Annotated in this window: 11 protein-coding genes; 3 read left to right on the top strand and 8 right to left on the bottom strand. The window is 71.4% G+C overall.

All coding sequences use genetic code 11. The features are described 5' to 3' along the window. On the bottom strand, nt 1-3,958 hold a 3,958-nt coding region (locus V5O40_RS19815; RefSeq protein ID WP_332906859.1), incomplete at its 3' end, for a HEAT repeat domain-containing protein. Between the two features lie 211 nt (nt 3,959-4,169). Between V5O40_RS19815 and V5O40_RS19820 the strand changes: the two genes are divergently transcribed. After that, complete coding sequence (locus V5O40_RS19820) at nt 4,170-5,210, top strand: SCO2521 family protein (RefSeq protein ID WP_269741213.1); 1,041 nt, start codon at nt 4,170-4,172, stop codon at nt 5,208-5,210. On the opposite strand, the gene V5O40_RS19825 is transcribed toward V5O40_RS19820, so the two are convergent. The 7 genes from V5O40_RS19825 to V5O40_RS19855 form a co-directional block, all read right to left on the bottom strand. Continuing rightward, entirely contained in the window at nt 5,211-6,179 is a 969-nt protein-coding gene (locus V5O40_RS19825; RefSeq protein ID WP_332906860.1) for an SCO2522 family protein, read from the bottom strand. It abuts the gene before it with no gap. Next, nucleotides 6,179-7,108: an SCO2523 family variant P-loop protein gene (locus tag V5O40_RS19830; RefSeq protein ID WP_164447204.1), complete on the bottom strand. Its 930-nt coding sequence runs from the start codon at nt 7,106-7,108 to the stop codon at nt 6,179-6,181. Before V5O40_RS19830 ends, V5O40_RS19825 begins: the two co-directional genes overlap by 1 nt. Continuing rightward, entirely contained in the window at nt 7,109-8,950 is a 1,842-nt protein-coding gene (locus V5O40_RS19835) for an SCO2524 family protein (RefSeq protein WP_281580947.1), read from the bottom strand. Between the two features lie 204 nt (nt 8,951-9,154). Next, nucleotides 9,155-9,949 (bottom strand): SCO2525 family SAM-dependent methyltransferase, encoded by a 795-nt coding sequence (locus V5O40_RS19840; protein ID WP_332906861.1) that lies wholly within the window; start codon nt 9,947-9,949, stop codon nt 9,155-9,157. 238 nt (nt 9,950-10,187) lie between these two features. Then, the gene (locus V5O40_RS19845; protein ID WP_332906862.1) at nt 10,188-10,865 is read right to left on the bottom strand and encodes a hypothetical protein; all 678 of its coding nucleotides are present in this window, start codon (nt 10,863-10,865) and stop codon (nt 10,188-10,190) included. 118 nt (nt 10,866-10,983) lie between these two features. Next, entirely contained in the window at nt 10,984-13,362 is a 2,379-nt protein-coding gene (locus tag V5O40_RS19850) for an ATP-binding protein (protein ID WP_332906886.1), read from the bottom strand. A 191-nt stretch (nt 13,363-13,553) separates the two neighbouring features. After that, a complete protein-coding gene (locus V5O40_RS19855) occupies nt 13,554-14,174 on the bottom strand; it encodes an L-threonylcarbamoyladenylate synthase (RefSeq protein WP_269741208.1) in 621 nt (206 codons plus the stop codon). 86 nt (nt 14,175-14,260) lie between these two features. Here V5O40_RS19855 and V5O40_RS19860 point away from each other — a divergent pair, with 86 nt between their 5' ends. Together V5O40_RS19860 and V5O40_RS19865 are read left to right on the top strand one after the other, a co-directional pair. Beyond that, nucleotides 14,261-14,659: a hypothetical protein gene (locus tag V5O40_RS19860; RefSeq protein ID WP_332906863.1), complete on the top strand. Its 399-nt coding sequence runs from the start codon at nt 14,261-14,263 to the stop codon at nt 14,657-14,659. 137 nt (nt 14,660-14,796) lie between these two features. Continuing rightward, entirely contained in the window at nt 14,797-15,897 is a 1,101-nt protein-coding gene (locus tag V5O40_RS19865) for a HesA/MoeB/ThiF family protein (RefSeq protein ID WP_332906864.1), read from the top strand. Nucleotides 15,898-15,910: the final 13 nt, after the last annotated feature.

A 15,910-nucleotide genomic window follows, 5' to 3' on the forward strand; every position in this document is an offset into this window, starting at 1 on the left:
GGGCGCGGCGGCGCACCGCCCGCGCCGGTTCGTCGCGCACCCGCCCCACCAGCAGCAGCCGGCCCTCCGGGTCGTGGCCGACGTGCTCGCCGCGCGCGGCCGCGATCCGGGCCCGGATCGCCGGATCCCGGTCGGCCAGCCGGCGCATCAGCCGCAACGTCACCGCCATGGCGGTCTCACCGCGCGCGATCAGGCAGCACACCGCCGCGTCGAAGGCCGCCGGGTCGGTGTCGGACTCGATGCACTCCAGCAGCACGTCGGTCACCACGCCCGGATCGCCGTACGCGCTGAGCGTCTCCACGGCGGCGAGTCGGATGCCGGCGTAACTGTCCCGCCGAGCCCGCCGCGACAGCGTCTCCACCAGCCCGTCGGTGCCGCCGTCGCGGGCCAGCGCCTGGGCGGCGGCGCGCAGCACGTTCGGGTCGGGATCCCGCCGGACCTGCTCGGCGAGGCACTCCACCACCGCCGGGTCGAGCGGCTCGCCGAGGCGGGCCAGGCTGCGGGTGACGCGGAGTCGGACGATCGGATCGCGTTCCTGGGCGGCGCGACCGATCAGCAGGTCCCGCGTGGCGGGCCCGAGCAGCGGTCGGCCGGTGAGCAGGTCGACGGCGGCGAGTCGGACACCGGCGGTGGGATCCTGGCGGGCCCGTTCCAGCAGCAGCTCGCCGGTGCGGTGATCCGGGTACGCCTCGGCCAGCGCCCGGACCGCGGCAAGCCGTACCGTCGCGTCGTCGTCCGTGCGCGCCGCCCGCGCGGCCACCGCCCATTCGCTGTCGGTAACCCGGTACCGGTCGGTCAACGCCACCACCGCCGCCGCCCGCACCGAGGGGTCCTCGTCCTGCTCGATCCGGTCCACCAGCCGGTCCCGGCACCGCCCGTCCGGGTCGTCGACCAGCACCAGCCGCTGTACGGCGACCGCACGGACCCGCGCGGAGGCGTCCGAGCCGGCCAGTTTGAGCAGCAGCTCGGTGCCCTCCGTGCCGCCCCGCCCCGGCAGCAGCTCGCACACCAGGCAGCGCCGCACCCCCTCGTGCGGATCACCGGTGATCCGGGACAGGGCCCGCCCACGGGCCGTCTCGCTCTGCTCGGCGACGGTGAGCAGGCACCGCAACGCGGACTGCACCACGCCGGGATCGCTGTCGGTGGCCAGCAGCCGGTGCAGCGTCTCGGTGACGTCGGGCAGGTGGAGGCAGCGTGCGGCGAGCACCGCCACGGCGGCCCGCCGCACGCCGGTGTCCCGGTCCTCGGTCGCCCGGGTCAGCAGCAGCCGGACGTCGTCGGTCAGCTCGGTCCGTCCGCCGAGGGACTGCACGGCGATGGCCCGGACCGCCGCGTCGGGAGAGCCGGCGAGGTCGCGCAGCGCCGCGAGCAGATCGCCACCCGCGCCGAAGTTGGCGACCAGGGCGCGTACGGCCGCCTGGCGCACCGCGGTCGAGCCTTTCGCCCGGGCCTGTGCGAGCAGCAGCTCCTGGCAGTGCCGGCGACTGCGGGTGGTGCTGTCCAGCCTTCCGGCGGCCTCGGCCAGCCCGGCGACCAGCGCGATGCGCGCCTGCCGCTGGCGGGCCTGCCCGAGTTCCCGGACCAGCACCTCCTCCAGTTGCTCGTCGGCCGTGGACAGCACCGCCGCCGACCGGGTCGCGAAGGTCGAGCCGGAGAGCCAGCTGGTACGCACCCCGCGGCGGCGATACCAGTGCAGGAAGACGGCCCGGCCGGGCCACTGTGGTCCGAGTGCCCGGATCGACGGGAGCAGTTCCTGCTCGGTCACCTCGACGACGTTCGGGTCGTCGGCGGAGATGCCGTGTTCGACGAGGAGGACGACCTGGCGTAGCACCGCCTCGCCGGCACCGGCCAGCCCGGCCGGCTGCGGCGCCTCCGCCACGCACTGCGCGGCCAGCACCAGGTTCCACGGTGGACCGGCCAGGTTCAGCGGCGGCCACGGCCGGTTGACCTGGGTGGCCAGCAGGGTCACCAGATCGTTGGCGACCTCGGCGGGCAGCGCCCCGGCGACCAGCCGCAGCACCTCCCGCCAGGACGGATCTGCCCAGTTCTCGCGGAACAGCGCACGCAACTGGTCGATCCCCCAGGTTTCCGGGTCGTGATCGAACCTGTCCACGATCTCCTCGGCGCAGAAGTATTCCAGAAACGTACGGTGCACGAACCCGAACAGGCGCAGTCCGTACCGTTCCAGGATGAAACTGCGCTGGCGCAATTTGTCGATCATCGAGTACGCCATGGCGTGCGCGCGCTCGTTCTCGAAACCGTAGAACTCCACCAGGTGGTCGCGGAAGATCCGCGACAGTTCGTCCGCCTCGATGTAGTTCCCGGCCGGTCCCGACTCCCGGCACTGCATCCAGAAGGCGAGGTGGCGCAGCAGCCGCAGCTTCGCCTGCGGATCCAACGGCGGTACGTCGCCGTGGCTTTCCCGCAGTTGCTTGGTCACATCCCATTCCGAGATCAGCACGTCCGTGACGTGCGCGTAGAGCCGGCGACGGTTTCGGGGCAGGGGACGATCCCGACCGACGATCGCCATGAGCATCAGCAGCAACGGATTGCCGGCGATCTCGTGCATCGCCCGGGACCGCCGCACCACGTCGAGGATCTGCCGCCGCTGGCGGTCCGCCTCGACCGACGGGGTCGGCACCACGTACCGGTACCAGTTGCCGAGGAACCGCGCGATGCGCTCGTCGTCGAGGTCCTCCAGGGTGAAGTGGTCGAACCCGGCGTTGGCGAAGGTGTGCCGCAGGTACCCGGCCGCCCGCGAGGTGACCACCGTGCGCACCCCGGGGTACTCGTTGGCGAAGGTGGCGATCTGCGCGGCCATCTCCTCCCGTTGCGCCGGATCGAACACCTCGTCCAGCCCGTCGAAGAGGAACAGCGCCTGACCACCCTGCCGCAGGTACGCCTCCAGCACGTCGCGGTCGATGCCGGCCAACCCCTGCTGGTGCCGGTGTCCGACGTAGTCCAACAGGCCGTCGCACCGGCCGTCACCACGATGCGCCGCGTACGACCGCAACTCGACCAGGACGGGAAGGTAGCGGTCCAGCGCCGCCAACCGGGGTTCCTCGCAGACCCCGGCCAGCGCGAGGGCTAGGTAACGTGCCGCCGCCGACTTGCCGGAGCCGGGATCGCCGAGCAGCACGATGGCCCGCCGGGCCGGATCGCAGACCACGTCGAACAGCGGCGACGCCTCCTTGGCCGCGTACTCCTCCCAGAGCCGCTCCACGTCCCTGGGATCCACCACACCGGGCAGCGCGCCGGGGTCACCGTCCGGGCCGGCACCCGCCCAGCGCCACCAGGCCAGCGGCATCTCCGGCCGGGCGTCCTCGTGCACCCGTGGCTCGACGAACACGTTCGACAGGCCGACGGTGAGGTAGCCGATGGTGGGGCGGGGTGAGACGGCGTCCAGCGGCACCGCCTGGTACCGCAGCCGAAGCTGCTTGTGGTACTGGCTGCGGACCGCCTCCGGCAGGTGGGTGTCGGGGTCGCCGGGCTCACGCGCCGGTGACCGGCCGCTGCGCATGTCGGCCAACGCCACGGTGACCTTCGCCGACAGGTCGTCCACGCTGGAGAAGAAGGCACACAGGTGGCGTTCCTTCAATTCGTTGCGCAACGCCACGATCTGCTGCCGATTACGATCGATCATGTCAGGCGGCCAGGGCATGTCCTCGGCGAGCAGAAAGATCAGACACGGTTTACCGGCCGCGAGTGCCTCCCGGTATTCGAGCTCGGTGATCGAGGACTCCTGGCCCGGTGGGCGGTATCCGTAGCGCCAGGCGAAGAGTCCGACGTAGAGATCACATCGGCGGACGTCGGTCAGACAACGCTCCAGCGGCGGGCGCACGTCGGCACCGTACGCCTCCATTGCGACGTCTTCGATCTCCAGACGACGCGCTACCGCGTGCACGGCCGCGCGGTATTCCAACAGGTCCTTCTGGGTGGCCGAAATGTAGACCTTCATCGACGGCAAACTCCAGGGGTGGCTGGCGACCGCATTCTTCAAAATATCAGTCGTCGTCACATCCATCGGACCCGTGCGGCCCGCCGCCCGGGCACATATCGGCTTTCCCGCCACGGATGGGCCTATGATGGCCGCGGGACGGATTCGGTCCGGTCACCGGCCGCTGGCCCATGCCCGCCGGTGTCCCCCGTGGTGCCGATGCGGAGGAACCATGCTCACGGTGGGCGAGGTGCACACCAGCCTGCTACAGCACAGCACGGCGCTGGCGCAGGACCAGAGCGCCGAGGTGCTCAGCCTGGTGGAGGGCGAGGCCGTGCTGACCTCCCGGCGACCGTCGCTGTACGCCGTGTCGCCCGACGTGCGTACCGGTGTGGACTGCTGGCTGCCGAGCGCGAAGAACCGCCAACTGCGCGGGGTGGGCGCGGTGGTCACCCGGGCGGTCATCACCGGCGGCCGGATCGTGCAGGCCTCCTCCATCATCCAGGTCGTGGCCGGCGAGCGCCGCCGGCCGTGGTCGCACTACCTGGCCAACTCGGGGGTGCTGGAGACGGTCGGCAAGTTGGACGCGGACGATCTGACGAACGGCTTCCTGCACGGCAACGCCGCCGACGTGCTGAACCTGGACGCGATCACCGGCCGGGTGCTGGACAGCGTGCAGATGTCCGACCTGTTGGACCGACGTCCGCCGCTGCGCGCGGCGCGCACCCGGCTGCGGTGGACCGCGCAGGTGCATCAGCAGCCGGGTGCCGACGCCACGGCCGACGTCGCGGTCGACTCGCCGACGCTGCGCACCGTGCGACTCACGGTGAGCCCCCAGGACGTGCCGGCGGCGGTCGCCGGCCTCTGCGAGGATCTCGCCCTGCACGACTGGCTGCTCACCATGCTGTCCGCGCTGGTGGAGGCCGCGGTGACCCGGGCCGGCTCGACGCAGGAGCACATCGAACGGCTGCGGCCGGTGCTGGAGCACCTGCTGCACCTGTGGCTGCCCGGTGCCCGGGTGGACCCACGGCTACGGCCGATCTGGGACCGGTTGGAACAGGTACCGGGGTTCAGTCGGCAGTGGCAGTCCTCGGTCAACTGGATCCGCGATCAGATCACCGTCGGCAACATGGCCATCCTGCGAGACCTGGCCGGCCGGGCGGCGGTCAGCCAGCCGTGCGGGTCCGCCACCGTCGCCGAACCGTTCTCGACCGCCAACCGTGGCCCGGCGGACCGCCGGGTCGGTCGCGGTGCACAGGCGCCGCGCGGCTGATCACTCCCCGATGAACACGTAGCTCAACCGGTCGACCAGTTCGTCGGGCAGTTCGAGGCCCTCGCTGCCGGCCCGCTTGGCGACCTGGCGCGCGACCGCGGGTGGCACCGCCACCTGCCCGAGGATGGTCCGTACGGCCAACTCGACCGGCAGGTACCGGGTGTCCATCAAGGTCACCGTGCGGTACCCACAGAAGGGCGTGGCGTCCGGGTTCAGCTGGACGATCGCGGGTAGGCGGTCCCAGTCGGTCGGCAGCGGCTCGTCGGGCGGGAGCTGGTACGGCTGGGTGATCGTCTGCCCCCGGTGCCGCAGCACGCCCAGCCGGGTCATCTGCCAGACCGAGGCGAGCAGCGCGCAGGCCCACACCCGGCGGTCCGGCTCGTCGGACCACAGTTCGATGTCGACGAAGATGGAGTGCGGCGCGTCGCCGGACTGCAGCGGCGGGGACCACGGCAGCGGCAGCGTCATCGCGGGCGCGTCGGCGTGCCCCGGCGACCGCTTGCCGTTGGACAGCCAGCCCGACTCGCTCAGTGGTGGGCGACTGCCCGTGGTGTGCCGTGGCGGCTCCACGACGAGCGTGTCCACCACCAGCCGGGCCAGTTCGACGTCGTCGTACCGGGCGAAGCTGGATTCGCGGGCCACGTAGTCGAGCACCAGCCCGTGCTCCGCCGCGGCCTGCTGCACCTGCGGGATCACCTCGCGGGGGGTGGCGAACCGGTGGAAGTAGTCGTCGACCAGGAAACACGTGCTGATCCGGGGTTGCCGGTGGGGACGCAGCCCTCGGCGGGCCAGCGCCGGGATCGCCTGCGCCCAGTCCGCGATCCGGGCGAACTTGCGCCGTAGGTCCCGACATCCGTCGCCGAAGTCCTCGGCGTACACGTGCCCCAACTCGACGGACAGGTGCGAGTACGGCACGCTCTCCGTCCGACGCACCGCGGCTGCCTCCTGAAACCTGACATCCACGCTCATCACACGGTCTCCCATGCGGTCTCGTCGAAGAGCTTCTCGGTCAGCTCCACGAAGGCGTCCACGGTCCTGGCGTTGGCGATCTTGGTCTGCACGTCGTTGTCCGAGATCAGCTGCTCGCGCCACTGCAGCAGCGGGTCCAACGGCACCGCGCCGAGCAGCGTGGTGCGGCCGGTACCCTTCCGGCGGGCCAGCTCGCCCAGTTCCGCGTCGCACCGGCGCAGGAACGCCTGCTGCGCCAGGTCGAGGTGTCCCACCTCCGGCCCGCGTGAATCGATGACCGCGGTGCGCACGAACCGCAGTGACTCCCGTAGCCGGTCCGGCTCGTGGCCGTACTCCTTGCCCATGGCCAGGATCCCGCCGGCCTCGAACGCGAGATCCGCCGCCGCCATCACGTGCTGCGGCGTCCAGCGGTGGAAGACCAGCCACCGCACGGTCACCTTGCGCAGGGTCCGGTTCGCGGTGGCCGCCAGCGCGATCTGGCTGGCGTACGAGCGACCCGCGCTCAGATCCACAAGGGTCAGGTCGAACTCCTCCTCCAGCCGGAGGAAGAGTTCGGCGCAGCGCCGGCCGATGTCGGCGGTGAAGCCGAACTCGCTGCCGTTACGCTGCCCGGGCAGCAGCACCAGCGAGCCCGATCCGGTCGGTCGTTGGCGCAGGCTGACCCGTTCCGAGGTGCCCCACACGTCCAACTGCTCCGGGGACGGGATCTCGCCGCGCAGGTACCGGTGCAGACCACCGCCGTTCGGGCCGGCGCCCTCGATGCCGTTGGTGGCCTGGGGAATCTGGAACGTGATGCCGGCCGTCGGCGAACCGAAGTCGTAGTCCAGGTAACAGGTGGAGCGACCGGAGAGCGCGCTGCGGTAGGCGATGTTCGCCGCGGTCACCGAGCGTCCGGTGCCACCCTTGTGCGACGTGACGAAGACCAGCATTCAGATCCCCTCGCTGGCCTTCTGTTGGCCGGTGGTGATGTCGTTGAGCTGCAGCAGCAGGGTGCTGGCCAGCGCGGCGGACGTGCCCGGTTGGTCGTCCACCAGCGACTGCGCGCGGCGCAGGGTCGCCCGGATGCTGCGCATCACGCGCTGCATGGCCTCGCCGGCGAAGGTGCCGCTCATCAGCTCACGGTCGAACACGTACTCGGCCTCGTCGATGAGATCCTGGGCGTACGTGGCGAGGCTCCCGGCTCGGGGGAACGGCCGCTCCCACAGCAGCTGACCGGCGTTGACCAGAGCCTGCACGACCCGTTCGGTCAGGTACCAGGAGGGCGCCTCGGGCAACGGAGCCAACTCGGGGAACGCGCCGCCGGCGTGATCCCACAGCCCTCGGTGCCGGCCCTCGGGGATGCGCCGCAGCAGGAGGTGCTCCCAGACCTCGTCCGCGAGTTCGAGCAGCTCGCTGCGGCGCCGGGCACTGTTGAGCAGGCCGGCGACCGTGGTGGCGCGCTGCAGTAGCACCGTGGAGAACTCGTTGACGTTCCATGTCATGATCGGCTTCGAGGTGGCGTCGTTGAGGGTCACCTGCTTGCCCGGGGCGTGCACGACCAACGCGGGCTCGTTCGGCGAGGCACGCCGGGTGATCCGGCCCCGCTGCGCCAGTTCCACCAGCACGTTGCCGATCCGCCCGAACTCCTCGTCACCGCCCCGGCCGCTGGCCACCAGCCCCTTCACCGCCAGCGACGTGGCCTGCAGGGTGTAATAGTCGGTCCGGTCGCCGTCGGTGGTACGCCAGGGAATGTCCTCGATCGGCCACCGGCGCCGGTTGCCGAAGGTCGCCACCGTTGCCCAGTAGCGGCGGGTCAGCTCCCAGCGCAGCTGGAGAATCCGGAACAGCCGCTGCTGCTCCTCGTTGAGCAGGCCGAGCAGGCGGGTACGTTCGGAGTTGAGATCGTCGATGGCGTCCACCGCGATGACGGTGAAGTAGAGATAGGGGGCGTTCTCCGCCGAGCCCTCGCGCTGCACGCCGATCGGCTCGGTCGTCTCCACCTCGTCGGCGCCGGCGATCGTTCCCCACGACCAGCCGCACTCGAAGAGCATCTCGCTGTTGTCCAGGTCCTCGGTCACCTGACCGGACCCGACCACGACGTTGCGCAGGCTCGCCATGGTGTCCCGCAACTGCGCCCGCAGCGCGGCCACCACCTCGCGGCGCGGCAACTCGTCCTGGTTGACCATGTCGCAGAGCCGGATGCCGAACTCGTCGGTCGCGGCGAAGACCGAGGTGCTGAAGCTACGGAGCAGACCGACCATGGCCGCGGTGAGCCGGAGGCTGGCCATCTCCTCCAGCTTGTCCAGTTGGGCACGCAGGTCGGCCCGCTGGGTCGAGGGCCGGTAGATCTTGACGAAACCGATGGTCGCCAGGGTGAGCGTGACGGACACCGCGAACGAGTCGACCACGTCCATGGAGCGCTGCTCGTCGGTGAGGTCCGGGCCGCCCTGGACCGGGGTCAGGTAGCTGCCGCCACCGAAGGTCGGCGCACCACTGTCGTCGGTGTAGCGGACGAAGTACTCGGTCATGATTTTGACCAGGCGACGGGGAATCTCTATCGCGCCGCCGATCGCGCCGAGAGCCTCGATGACCTCCTCGTCGATCCGGTCCGGATCGTCGAGTGACAGCACCGGGATCTTGGTCGCCGGCAGCAGCATGGTCAGCAGCTGTTCGGCGTCGCTGATGGAATTGGAGCCGCTCCGACCGCCCCAATCCCATTCGCCGTTGCGGAGACAGCTGCGCACCGTGGCCCGCCAGATGTCGAGAATCTCCTGGCGCGGCTGCATCCGCATGGTCCACCACCGTCTGCTGTAGTCGTCGAAACGGAGCTGATTCCGCCTGGCCCGCGATGATCCACGATGACGTGCACCCATCATCGTATCCCTGCCGGAGCGTGACCTGAATGGCCGCGCGTACCGATCTCCCGGAGCAGTCAGTCGACCCGGGAGCGCAGGTGAGCCGGGGTTTGCGAATCCGGAGCGGACATTGGGGCGAGCTCAGCCGCGGCTGCGTCCGGTCACCAGCAGCATGCCCAGATAGCCGTCACGAAGCGAGGGCCTGGGACGCACCTCGTGCATGTCCACGTCGTACGCACCGGCCGCGATGCTCGCCACCACCTCCGCGCGGTGCAGTCGCACGGCCGGGAACCAGTGCTGCCCGACCCGGTAGCCGTTCGAGCCCAGCATGAACGCGGCGGCGAACGGCGACCCGGGACGCAGCGCGCCCAGGAACCGGCCGATCGCGTGTTCAGCCTCGGCCCGGTCGGCGGAGATCGAGCAGGCCACGAAGAACATTGTGCCCGCCCCCCAGGCCCGTCTGGGCAGGTCGAAGACGCTCAGCTGGGACACCCGCCCCACCCGGGCCAGGTGGCCGCGGGGGTCGGTCAGCGCCGCGTACGCCGAGTGCTCCGCACACACCTGCCAGTACGCGTCCCAGCACTCGTCATAGCCGTTGATCTGGTTACGCAACCAGCGCACATTCGCCGTGGAATATTCGCAGAGTTCGACACTGCGCGCGAATGGCAGAAGCGCCAGTGCCGGGTAGAGGTTTGCGCCCGATCCGACGTCGACACAGTGTGCGCCGGCAATCTTCGCGCCGCCGAAGAAGTCTCTTATCCGACAGAGGATTTCGCGATCATCGTCACGCAGGACGGAGTAGTTGTGCTGGACGTAGGCACCCGGGTCGAAGCCGTCCCACTCGACCTCGGAATTGACCGTTCCCGGAGGCTCGACTCGTGGTGGCGGGGTCGACGGCCCACTACAGCCTGCACCAGCCGCCGGAATCAATGCCATGGAGGCGCCTCCATTGAAGTCGGCAGATCACTTGGTCCCTGCCCCGACGCGCGCAGCCCGTTGCCCATTATGCATCGGACGCGATACCGATTCGCAAGTGTCGAGGTGACGCGACCCGATCACCGAGTCAGCTGCGCTCCGGGACGACAACGATTGATCGTTGTCGACGACCACGGATTTCGGCGGTCACCCTGGACCGTGATCAGACGCCGGGCGCGGCGGCCCGGCGTGGCGGCGTTCAGCCGCCGGCACCCTCGGCCGCACCGTCCGGACCGAGCGCACCCTCCACGTCGCCGACATCGAGGTGGACGTGCTGGTGGCCCTGTCCGGCGTCGATGTTGACCTGGTCGAGCTGGGTAGCGGCAACCGACCACGTGGTGACGGCGAGGGTCGCCTGGCGGGCGGCCAACTGCATCCGTTCCGCCCGCCCCGCGGCCGGACCGGCCAGCGCGAGAGCGACGGAGTCGACCGCGACGGCCGCCTGGTCGACGGCGCTGCGCAGCCCACCACGGGCGACGTTCGTGGCGGTCATGCCCGACGGTGGGTCGGCGAACTGGGCGATCAGCCGCTGCATGGTCTGCTGCCACTTGTCGACCTGGGCCCGCTCGGGCGTGCGCCCCGCCTCGGCGTCCTGCCGGACGGCGCGGATGATCGGCGCGAGTTCCGCGCCCGTGCGATGAGCCAGCTCGGTGAGCTCGACGATCTGCTGCGCGTCCCGCTCGGCGTCGGCCTGGCGCAGCTTCGCCACGCTCGCCTCCGTCGGGTCCGGCCGGCCGACGGCGTGCCCGACCAGCCCGCCGGCCGGGGCGGCCACCAGGACCGCCGCCGCGGCGGCCGCGACGATCCACGTCCTCGTCCGTTGCCGCTTCGCAGGCGGGGCGGCCAGGTAGGACGGCCTTCCGGTTCGACGGGACATGACACCCCTCGCATCGACGGCTGTTTGCCTGGGAGCGTAGCCCTTGCCCCGAGCGACGTCGATAGTTTCAGTACTGTCGGCCGAACTTTCGCCGGGGCCGCCGAAAGCTGGTGCGAGGCTAGGCCGGCGCACCCAGCCGGGCGAGCGCGGCACGGGCGCGGGCCTGTTCCTCGGGCCGGTCGATCTCCGTGGCCAGGGCCAGCGCCTCGGCGTGCCGCGCGACCGCCTCGTCCCGTGCACCGTGCCCGGTCAGCGCCCGCCCCAGCCCGTTGAGCACGCACGCCTCGCCGTACCGTTCCCCGATGTCGCGGAAGAGGGCGAGGGCCGGTTCGTAACACGCCACGGCCTCCGCGAACCTGCCGAGCGCGACGTAGGCGTCACCGAGATTGTTCAGCGCGGTCGCCTCGCCGCCCAGATGCCGCAGCTCACGGAAGATCGCCAGGGCACGGGTGTTCCGGTCGACCGCCGCGCCGGGGCGGCCCAGCCGTTCGTGGACGGCACCCAGGTTGGTCAGGGTGTTGGCCTCGCCTACCCGGTCGCCGATCTGCACGAAGCGGTCCAGCGCCAACTCGTGGTACCCGGCGGCGCGCTCCCAGTACCCGGCCGCGCTGTGCACCACACCGAGGTTGCCCAGCACCCGGGCCTCACCACGACCGTCACCGGCCGCGCGGAACAGCGGCAGCGCGCGTTCCAGTTGCCCGATGCCCTCCGGATAGCGGCCCAACTGCCAGCACACCACACCCAGATTCGTCAGCGCGGTGGCCTCGGCGACGGTGTCCCCCAGCAGTCGCGCCGCGTGCTCGGCCTCGGTGTGCACGGTGATCGCGTCCGCCGGGTATCCGCCGTTGTCGAGGTAGGCGTACAGGGTGCCGGCGAGCCACACGGCGTGCTGCGGCCAGCCGTTGCGGGCCGCGTGCACGCACACCGCCACCAGTGTCGCGCGCTCCGCGTCCAGCCAGCGGAGGGCGGCCCTGGGCTTGTCGAGCATCGGGACGGCCGGGGGCGGCTGGGGCAGTGCCGGTCGTCGGTGGCGCTCGGCCGGGTAGAGCGCCTCCATCGCCGCCGACGCGCTGTAGAGGTAGTGGTCGAGCAGGCGGGTCAGGGCGGCCCGGCGATCCGCCGGTCGGTCCTCCTCCCGGCCGCGTTCGGCCGCGTAGGCGCGGACCAGGTCGTGCAACGCGTAGCGCCCGACGTCGGGCTGCTGGACCAGGTGCTCGGCGGCGAGGTGGCGCAGGTCGGCCGCGGCGGTGGCCGGGTCGACGTCCAGCAGGGCGGCGGCACCGTGCTCGTCCAGATCCGCGCCGGGATGCGCGGCCATCCGCCGCAGCAGTGTCTGCCGCCGCTCCGGCAGATGCTGGTACGACAGGTGCAGCGCCACCTCCACCCCGCTGTCGAGCCGGCGGTGCCGGTGACGCTCGTCCAACCGGTCGGCGTGGTCGGTGACGGTCCACCCGGGTCGCGCGGCCATCTGTCCGACGACCACGCTCAGCGCCAGCGGCAGGTACCCGCAACGCAACGCGACCCGCTGGTGCGCCGACGGATCACTGCCCACCGCCACGTCGGGGTGCGACCGCACGAGCAGCCGCTCCGCCTCCTCGGGTGTGAACAGGTCGAGGTCGAGCTGTACCGCCTCGACCAGATCGGCGAGCCGACGCCGCGAGGTGACCAGGGTCAGCGTGCCGGCCGACCGGGGCAGCAGCGGCCGCACCTGCTCGGTGCCGGCCGCGTTGTCGAGCACGACGAGCGCCCGCCGACCCGCCAGCCGCTCGCGGAACGCCGCCGCGCGCTCCGCCAGGCCGTACGGGATCTCGTGGCCGGACATGCCCAGCAGGCGCAGGAAACCGTCGAGCACCGCGCCCGGCTCGGCCGGTGGCTGCTCCGGGTCCGGGTGGTAGCCCCGCAGGTCGACGACGAGTGTCGTGTCGAAGTGCCCCTCGTCGACAAGCATCCGGCCGGCGTGCACCGCGAGGTGGGTCTTGCCTACCCCGGCCATCCCGGCGAGCACGCAGATCCCCGCGCCTCCGGTCCCGCTGGTTCCATCGGAGGCGGCCGGGCCCGGGGCCACGGTCAGCACGGCCAACTCCCGCAGCCGGGTCAGCTCCGCCTGCCGGCCCGTGAAGGCCGCCGCATCGTCGGGCAGCCGGTCGAGCACCCGCACCTGGGCGGCCGCCGTCGTCTCGGCGAGACTGACCCGCAGTGCCTGTCGCCAGTGCGCGAGGTAACCCGTCTCGTCGTGCAGGGCCCGCACGACGGCGAGCACCAGGTCGGCGTTGATCCGCCGCCGCCCGGTCTTGAAGCAGTCCACCACGGTGCCCCGGCGGGCCAGCTCGTCGGCCGGACGACCGTCGGCCCGCCACCGCTCGTTGACCCGCCGGGTGATCGTCTCGTACGAGGGATCACCGGCCCAGAGTTTGAGTGCGCGCAGCTGACCGATCAGCTCATCGAGGCTGTGGGCCGAGCCCGGGTCGGGTGGCCCGTCGGACACGGCAGCCTTCATGACACCCACGAGTTGCGACGATAACAATCAATGTCGCGATATCGCGTACGGATTCGTTTGGACTTCGTCTGCGGACGAGCGGGTCGTGTTGGGATCAGCCGGGGTGACGGCCGCCACGGGGTACGGGGGCGTGGCGGCCAGCAATCGTCCGGCCACCACCACCGTCGACGTCGGGCCGACCCGCCGGCACGTCAGACGAAACGGCCCGGATCACCGGCACCCACCCGGACGATCTCGGGTTCGCCGTCGGAGAAGTCCACCACCGTGGTCGGCTCGGTGCCGCAGTCGCCGGCGTCGATGACCGCGTCGACGGCATGGTCGAGCCGCTCCTTGATCTCCCAGCCCTGGGTCATCGGCTCCTCGTCGCCGGGCAGCAGCAGGGTGCTCGACAGCAGCGGCTCGCCGAGCGCGTCGAGCAGTGCGCGGGTGACCGGATGCGCGGGGATGCGCACCCCGACCGTCTTCTTGCGGGGGTGCCACAGCCGCCGGGGCACCTCCTTCGTGGCGGGCAGGATGAAGGTGTAGCGGCCGGGGGTGGCCGCCTTCACCGCCCGGAACACCGCGTTGTCCAGCTGCACGAACTGCCCGAGCTGCGCGAAGTCCCGGCACACGAGCGTGAAGTGGTGTCCGCTGTCGAGGTGACGGATCTCCCGGATCCGGTCCATGCCGTCCTTGTTGCCCAGCCGGCAGCCCAGGGCGAAGCAGGAGTCCGTGGGGTACGCGATCAATCCCTCACCCCGGATGATCTCGACGACCTGGCCGATGGTGCGCGGTTGCGGGTTGTCCGGGTGCACGTCGAAGTACCTCGCCATGGGCCGAAGCTTAGGCCGCCCGCGTCCGCTGTCGCGTTGCCGACAGTGACTCAGCCGGACAGACGTCGACGTCCATCGTTGTCCCTATGGTCGTACGCGCATCCGGCGGCGGCTACGGGGACCACCTCCGGCCCCACCCGACGCCGACCCCGGTCCGGGTCACCGTGCTCGCGTTCGCACTGCTGTCGCTGCTGTTCGCGCTCGCGACGGCGCACCGGCTGCTCGCCACGACCGGCTCCCTCGGCGCGGTCGCCTTCTTCGCCGTGATGGCCGGCGCGTGCGGGCTGGTCGCGATCAGCCTGGCGGCCCGCCGCCGCTGGGCGCCCTACCCCGCGTACGCGCTGGCGGGTCTGCTGGCCGCCGCCTCGCTGGGCCTCTTCGGCGCGATCACGATCGTCGGTCTGGGCCTGCTGGCCTGGGTGGTCCTGGCCCTCAACACCCGATCCGCGCGGGACTGGTTCGGCCGGCCCGGTCGGCTGCGCTGAACGTCCGGTTCCGGCTATCCCGCCGTGGCCGGTCCACCGGGCCGACACAGGCCCTAAACGGATTGACAGGCGTGCCGGCCCTCGACAGGCTGGGCGAGCAGGACGTAGTCAGCCGGAGTGGCACACGGGGAGAGGCCATGAGGCGTCCACGCGTCAAACCTGAGCACGCGCCCTACCGGATCGCCGACGGCCGGATCCGGATCGGCGGCCCGACGTACGGCATCGCCGCCGAGGTGGCGGATCCCAGCGGTGCCGTCTGGTGCCTGCTGGAGAACATGGACGGCAGCCGCAGCGCGGCGGAGATCGTGCGTCGGGTGCGGACGGCGCATCCCGACCATCCGGTGACCGACATCCGCGCGGCCCTGCAACTCTTCATCGACTCCGGGTACGTCGAGGAGGCTGACGCACCCGATCCACCAGAGCTCAGTGAGCGCGATCGGCAACGGTTCGACCGCAGCCGGGCGTACTTCCGCTGGCTGGACCTCGTCCCCCGGGACAGCACCTGGGAGCCGCAGGTGGCGCTGAGCCGCGCGGCCATCACCGTGATCGGGCTCGGTGGCACCGGCGGGATCGCGGCCATGGCGCTGGCGGCGAGCGGCGTCGGGCGGATCCGCTGCGTCGACCCGGACGTGGTCGAACTGTCGAACCTGAACCGCCAGCTGCTCTACGCCGAGCAGGACATCGGTCGGGCCAAGGTCGACGTGGCGGTGGAACGGCTTCGGCAGCTGAACTCGACGATCGAGGTCACCGGGTTCCGGCAACGCGTCACCGGTACCGAGCAGGTGGCGACCCTCGCCGCGGAATGCGACGTCCTGCTGCTCGCCGCCGACCAGCCACCGGCGCTGCGACGATGGACCAACCGCGCCTGCCTGGCCACCGGCACCCCCTGGGTGGACGCCGGCTACCACGGCCCGCTGGTGCAGGTCGGACGGTACGTGCCGGGCACCGGACCGTGCTGGGAGTGCGTCCGGTGGGCCGACGCCGAGCAACGTCGCGCGATCGGTGTCCGGCCCGCCGACACGGTACGGCGCAACGCGGCGGTCGCGAACGCGGTTGCCGCACCGACGGCGGGTATCTCGGGTCACCTGGCGGCACACCACGCCATGGCGTTGATCACCGGCGTGCCGGCGTTGCCGGCCGGGCGGGTCGACGCGGTCAATCTTCTGGCCCCCGACGCCACCTTCGTCCGCGACGACCCACGCCGACCGGACTGCGTCGCCTGCGGGACGCCGGCATGACCGGCCCCGGGGT

It is taken from the genome of Micromonospora palythoicola (assembly GCF_036689795.1).
Taxonomy (GTDB): Bacteria; Actinomycetota; Actinomycetes; order Mycobacteriales; family Micromonosporaceae; genus Micromonospora; species Micromonospora palythoicola.

Coding starts and splice junctions, on each gene's coding strand:
- V5O40_RS19820 (WP_269741213.1), top strand. CDS start 4,170: ATGCTCACGGTGGGCGAGGTGCACACCAGCCTGCTACAGCACAGCACG.
- V5O40_RS19825 (WP_332906860.1), bottom strand. CDS start 6,179: ATGAGCGTGGATGTCAGGTTTCAGGAGGCAGCCGCGGTGCGTCGGACG.
- V5O40_RS19830 (WP_164447204.1), bottom strand. CDS start 7,108: ATGCTGGTCTTCGTCACGTCGCACAAGGGTGGCACCGGACGCTCGGTG.
- V5O40_RS19835 (WP_281580947.1), bottom strand. CDS start 8,950: ATGCGGATGCAGCCGCGCCAGGAGATTCTCGACATCTGGCGGGCCACG.
- V5O40_RS19840 (WP_332906861.1), bottom strand. CDS start 9,949: ATGGCATTGATTCCGGCGGCTGGTGCAGGCTGTAGTGGGCCGTCGACC.
- V5O40_RS19845 (WP_332906862.1), bottom strand. CDS start 10,865: ATGTCCCGTCGAACCGGAAGGCCGTCCTACCTGGCCGCCCCGCCTGCG.
- V5O40_RS19850 (WP_332906886.1), bottom strand. CDS start 13,362: ATGAAGGCTGCCGTGTCCGACGGGCCACCCGACCCGGGCTCGGCCCAC.
- V5O40_RS19855 (WP_269741208.1), bottom strand. CDS start 14,174: ATGGCGAGGTACTTCGACGTGCACCCGGACAACCCGCAACCGCGCACC.
- V5O40_RS19860 (WP_332906863.1), top strand. CDS start 14,261: ATGGTCGTACGCGCATCCGGCGGCGGCTACGGGGACCACCTCCGGCCC.
- V5O40_RS19865 (WP_332906864.1), top strand. CDS start 14,797: ATGAGGCGTCCACGCGTCAAACCTGAGCACGCGCCCTACCGGATCGCC.